Source organism: Tenacibaculum sp. (assembly GCF_048269885.1).
Classification (GTDB): domain Bacteria; phylum Bacteroidota; class Bacteroidia; order Flavobacteriales; family Flavobacteriaceae; genus Polaribacter.
The window spans coordinates 1-5697 of sequence record NZ_JBLWTZ010000051.1 but is presented as its reverse complement, the minus strand read 5'-3'; the positions used below and the strand labels follow the sequence as shown (position 1 = coordinate 5697).

Below are 5697 nucleotides of genomic sequence, written 5' to 3'. Positions count from 1 at the left end.
TCATTTGTTTGCTTGTTCATTAACAGTACATCAATATCGTTGGTAATTTTACCTCCTAAAGCCAATTCAGCAGGTAGGTTTTGTGCTGGGAAAACCTTTCCTTCATGCGGATTCAACACTTTAAAATAGGTATGCAATATGAAAATTGGGAATTTGATTTAGAATTAGTAGATACAAAAAGAAGTTACGAAATTTACAAATACATAAAAGGAGATATTACAGAGATAAATAATAAACAAGTAACATATATCCATTTATATTTTGAACTGGATATATTATTTAAAATTAAGATTCAAACGTCAGCTAATCTATATACTCTATTATGTTAGTAAAAATAAAAACAGCTACAATTTTTCATATGTATCTACAAAAAAAGTCACTATAAATAAGCACTTTAACAAGTAGTTAAAAATCAATAAGTTTTTCCCGAATCCTTTACAAATATGAATTACTTGGCATAGCAAACAACAAATTAATCGATTTCCTGTGTTTAGGAGTTAATAAAAACATCTTCACCTCTTTTGTTCGTACATAAAAAATGGTACAGATGCCCTATTTTTTAGCATTACACTTATGGGTAATATTGCTACACAAAATCTAAAAATAATTATGAGAACAAGATTATTTATATTAATGCTAGGCTTAGGCTCTTTACTCACTACTAATTCTCAAAATTTGGGAGACTTTAAACCCAAAGAACAACGCGGTGCTTACGGCTCTAGAAAATTTAAATCTAAAGATGTTTATATCGCTAATTTTTCAGTAAACTATCAGCTATATAATCTAAAAACTACAAAAACAAATGGTGGTTTTATGGGGAGAGCACTATCTGGTAAAACAAAAGCTTCTTTAGCTGTAGGTATGGATATTCCTGCTACTACACTACAACAAATAACAGATGATGCTTACCAAAATTTTATACAAGATTTAAAATCAAAAGGATTTAATGTACTGAATGGAGATACAGCCGCAAACACAAAGTATTATGAAGGGTATCAACGTTTTGAAAATATGGAAATGAGCCTATCAGAGGTTCCTGGTATGATAACTGTTTACCCTAAAAATACTGTTTTTTTTGTAAAAGGATTTACCAATGACGGTAAGAAAAAGCAAGGTGGATTTTTAGGAAGTATCAATAGATTAAAAAATGATGACGGACGTAATAGCATTACTAGTGAAATACGTACATATTCAAAATTATCGTCAGAATTAAATGATGCTACCATTATTAATGCAGATGTATATGTGTTATTTCTTGACGTAAAAAAGCCATATCAAGGTAGGGGAGCAAAGATTACTGCTAACACCAATTTACGTATTGCTGCGTATGAGCATGTAAAAAGTAGAGTAAAAAACAAATCGTTTACTACTAAAATAGGATTGACAGGAAAATCAAAGGAGAAAAATTACTTGTGTGTTTCGGCAATAGATTTTGTGTCAGGAAAACATAATATTGGTAGTTCGCCACTTGGTACGTACACGGGAGTACTAAAAAAAGATTTACAAATAAATGACGTAGTAGGTAAAGAAAAAATACAAGCTTTTGCAAAAACCGACACAGATTATATAGGCATAGAAACTGCTTTTGGAAAAATGTATAGAGCAGATAATATTTCGGTAGAAAACACTGCATTAATAAAAGCAAACGCTAATAAATACGAAAAAGGTGTAGCACAAGCTATTACAAAGTTTTTAGAACATCATGTGAATGAGTTTAACCGAAAGTTTTTTTAACATTAGTGTTTGTTTTTAAGACTCTATATAAATAATATTCAAAAAAATCAATTATTATGAAAGTTAAAATTAAGGAGGCATGCATGCATATTGTAGCTTATTTTTATAATAAGCACAAGTTATGCATCGCAAGAATTCCGTAAGCATATTAAGAAAAAAGATTTAAAAAAAACACAGAATAACATTCGAGTCTTTTACTAATGGTAATGGTGATCTCCTATGATTTTAAGCTAATCAAGTCTTACTAGTGGGGCCTAACATGGTAATACAATCAGGCGGAACAAATACATATCAAACATATAATAAAAAGCATCTAATTGACGGTACTGTAATTAAAATAAGTAAACAAACAGGTAAAATTGAAATGCTTACTTACAGAGACGGCCCCTGTTTTAACTTAATTAACTGATAACCAACAACCGAACAATACAAAAATGATTTAGGCAGATACAAGGTTAGACCGTTAGGTAGACACAGTCGCAAACACAAAGTATCATGAAGGTTATCAACGTTTTGAGAATATAGAGATGAGCGTATCATAAGTACCTGGTATGCTTATAGTTTATCTAAACGATGCTACTATTGTCAATGCAGATTTATATGTTCTATTTCTTAATTTACTGAGCAAAGCTGAATTAAGCTGAAAGCACAATCATTAAACCTCATTTAAAATGAAAAAACTTTTTTTTATTGTAACATTTATTAGCATAACAGCTTGTTTAAATACGGTTAATGCTCAATCATTTATTTATGATGACATCAAGTTTTCGTCTATTTACGATTTTTCTGAATTTAAATTCGATAAATACAGAGCGTATCGTACACACTTTGAAAAAGCTAACAGTAAAGGAAAGAGCTTAAAAAACAAGAAAAAATACAAACGAATAGACTTTATTAACCATGGTAAGGCTCTTTATAGCACTAAGGTTACATATAATTCAGGACTCTTTGACGGGCAATTTCCATTTTGTACTAGATATTACGCCTCAAATGAACAGTTGAATTATGATTATAATATTGAAAATGGAAATAATATACTTCGAAACCCAATGTTTTATGAAAATGGTAACTTTTGGAATGGCGTTGTAGAAGATAAAGGCGAACCTGGGGTTAATCGGTTTGTGGAAATTGACCCTGACGGAAATAAGATTGCTGACTTACCTTATAAAGAAAGATATTTTTATAAAGAGCATCCAACGTACGGTAGAAATCGTGTCGACTATGTTTCGTCGAAAAACCCATCATATTATGCTCCTGCAAATAATGAAAATGACCGATACTATGGTTACGACCATACGGGAAGTTATTATAATTATGAGAATGACCTCGAGCTGACAGGGTTTATTTATCCAACTAAAAAGGATGTAACTAATGGTTCTGTATTGTTTATGGAAGACAAAAAGACACAAGAAAACTATTGGGTAGTAATCATTGACAAAGAAATTAAATTTAAAACAAAAGCACATGCCAATGAAAAGCCAGACATTCTGCAATTGAAAAGACAAACCGATTTTGAAGTCTATTCATATAATATTGCGACCTTAGTTAGCCACGGTATTGATACTTTAAACGGTTATGGGGTACATATGATTCCGCAAGATAATAACAAACTAAGTGATGGAACTTTTTTGGAAGTTGGGCACTTTAAAAACGGAAAACTTCACGGTATTGGCTACCGCACAAAAATAGTGAGATATCATAGCGGTTACAGGTATGATGTTGATGCCGACTACGGATTGTTTGAAAACGGAAATCCCAAGAACACAAAGCATATTTTTGGTAACTCAGTGACAAAACATGAGAATATTTGGGATGTTATGCCAATAGAAGGTTTTTCTCATAAGGGTAGAAGAGCCCTTACAGGACGAAAAAAATATGGTTTTGAAACCAAAATTAATGAGTTAAAAGTAGGTGATATAGTTTATATAGAAAGTATTAACCGTACTGCGAAAATAAAAAGTGTGAATAATACCCAAAAGTATATCACGGTTTTTTCCGACAACCCTAATATACAAGCCAAAATTACTAACAACGAAAAAGTTTATGTGAAACATGATTATGTTGCCGACAACAATCAATCCTGTGAGAAAACAATACGAGTGCCAATTTATAAAGAAACAAAAAAACATGTTTATACCATTCCTGCAAAATACACAAATGATTCTTATACGGTAAAAGGAGTTTATTACAATAAACACGTATACGAATCAAACTATATACCTGCCCAAAAAGTTTATAAAGAAATAAGGTATGTTGATGGGTACACAAAGCAAGTATGCCCAATATGTAACGGAACAGGTGCTGCTAATAAAGGTAAAATTATAAAAACGGACTGGATACCAGTAGTATTTAACTAAAATACAATTTAATAGGTTTAGAAAAACAAAACACTAACTACAGCTCCATTAACTAACATAACGAAATAAAGCCAAATTATAGCTTGATACTACAATGAAACCATTGCTATCTATATTAGAACGAACATTGCAACACAACCGAAAGTGGGATTTTATCATATTTACGCTATTAACCTTACTTTCGGTGGTAAATGGGCAATCTACCGTTTTTTATATTATTTACTTTTTTTGGTTTAGTGAACTAATACGAATTATTGTCGATAGATTTTGTTATAAACAAAATGAAAATTCCATAGTTAACATCAAGAAAGGAGAAACCATTTTTAGCTCTTTATTTATAATGGTAGTTTATTTCATTTTTATTATTGTCTTTTTTGGATTTATAGCAAACTGGAAAAATAATGAACTTACTTTAATTAATATGGAAGTGCTATTTTTTAAAAATTGGTTTTTTAATAGCAATCTATTATTCGTATTGGTTGAACGGATTTACCTCCATAAAACAGAGCAACCATTAGCTGTTGGTTTTGGGATGTTTACGCCAAATATACTCATACTTCATATATCCATTATTATGGGTGCAGCGTTGCTATTTTTTGTGGTAAAAAATTTTCCTAAAACTTTTACACCCGATAATTTATGGGGCTCTGTCATTATCATATTCCCTTTTTTGATATTGAGTGCCATACTTTCTTTTTATAACACTTCAAAAATAAATATTCAACAATAAAATTTTAAAAAATGCAATTATTTATAAATCGTTTCATAACACTATGCTTTTTGCTAACAAGTTATTTTTTGGTAGCTCAAAATGAAATTGCTTATTACCCACCTGACTGGAGTTTTAAGAATACTATTGATGTGGTTGACTTTTCTCAAATAAAAACAATGACTAAAGAGGTCTTTGAAATTGATAAAAACAAAGAATATCCTTTTTCTAAAGAATATTGGAGCTGGAATAACACCTACCAATTAACGGACTATCGTTTTATAAATCAGCCAATGAAAGAAATGAGTTTTGATGTACGGATAAACTATACAAACCCGAATGGCAACCAAATAAAAACGATTACCATCTTTAATACAGTGAAAGAAAAGATGATTGAAGAACGTCAGTACAGCTATGGTTCTTTTAATGTAGATAAAATTGTCGTAAAAAGATATTTACTCAATACCAATCCAGATGTTTTTGAAGTAACCTATCAAGGAAATGATGATGATTATATTAAAGAAACAGTTTTTACCTCAAATAAAAAAATATCCTCGCAAACTAAAAGCTGGTACAATTACGCTACAAAAAGTTTAAAAAAAGAATACTATAAAGAGAACATTAAGACACCCGTAGAAACAGAACATTTAAAATTTGATGCACTTGAAAAACCTCTTGAGCGTACCATTGGTAATTTGGGCGTAACCACAACAACAAAATACAACTATAAAAGTAGGAAGGTAGAAGTGTTTGGTGATGAAACTGATTATAAAGAACTTATAAATATAGAAAAAGACAGTGAACCCTACCAAAAATTTGAATATGAATATGATGATAATTATAATTGGATAGTACGTAAAACATATCAAATGAAAAATAATAAGTGGGTATATACTA

Annotated in this window: 4 protein-coding genes; all 4 read left to right on the top strand. The window is 30.4% G+C overall.

Annotated elements, in window-relative coordinates:
• Positions 1-609: 609 nt before the first annotated feature.
• On the top strand, positions 610-1734 hold the full coding sequence (locus tag ACN0WY_RS17350; RefSeq protein ID WP_417801193.1) for a hypothetical protein: 1125 nt from the start codon (positions 610-612) through the stop codon (positions 1732-1734).
• A 671-nt stretch (positions 1735-2405) separates the two neighbouring features.
• Positions 2406-4091 carry a hypothetical protein gene (locus ACN0WY_RS17345; protein ID WP_417801192.1) on the top strand — a complete coding sequence of 562 codons (1686 nt, stop codon included), beginning with the start codon at positions 2406-2408 and terminating at the stop codon, positions 4089-4091.
• A 94-nt stretch (positions 4092-4185) separates the two neighbouring features.
• The gene (locus ACN0WY_RS17340) at positions 4186-4821 is read left to right on the top strand and encodes a hypothetical protein (protein WP_417801191.1); all 636 of its coding nucleotides are present in this window, start codon (positions 4186-4188) and stop codon (positions 4819-4821) included.
• An 11-nt stretch (positions 4822-4832) separates the two neighbouring features.
• A partial coding sequence (locus ACN0WY_RS17335; RefSeq protein ID WP_417801190.1) for a hypothetical protein occupies positions 4833-5697 on the top strand: 865 nt, incomplete at its 3' end.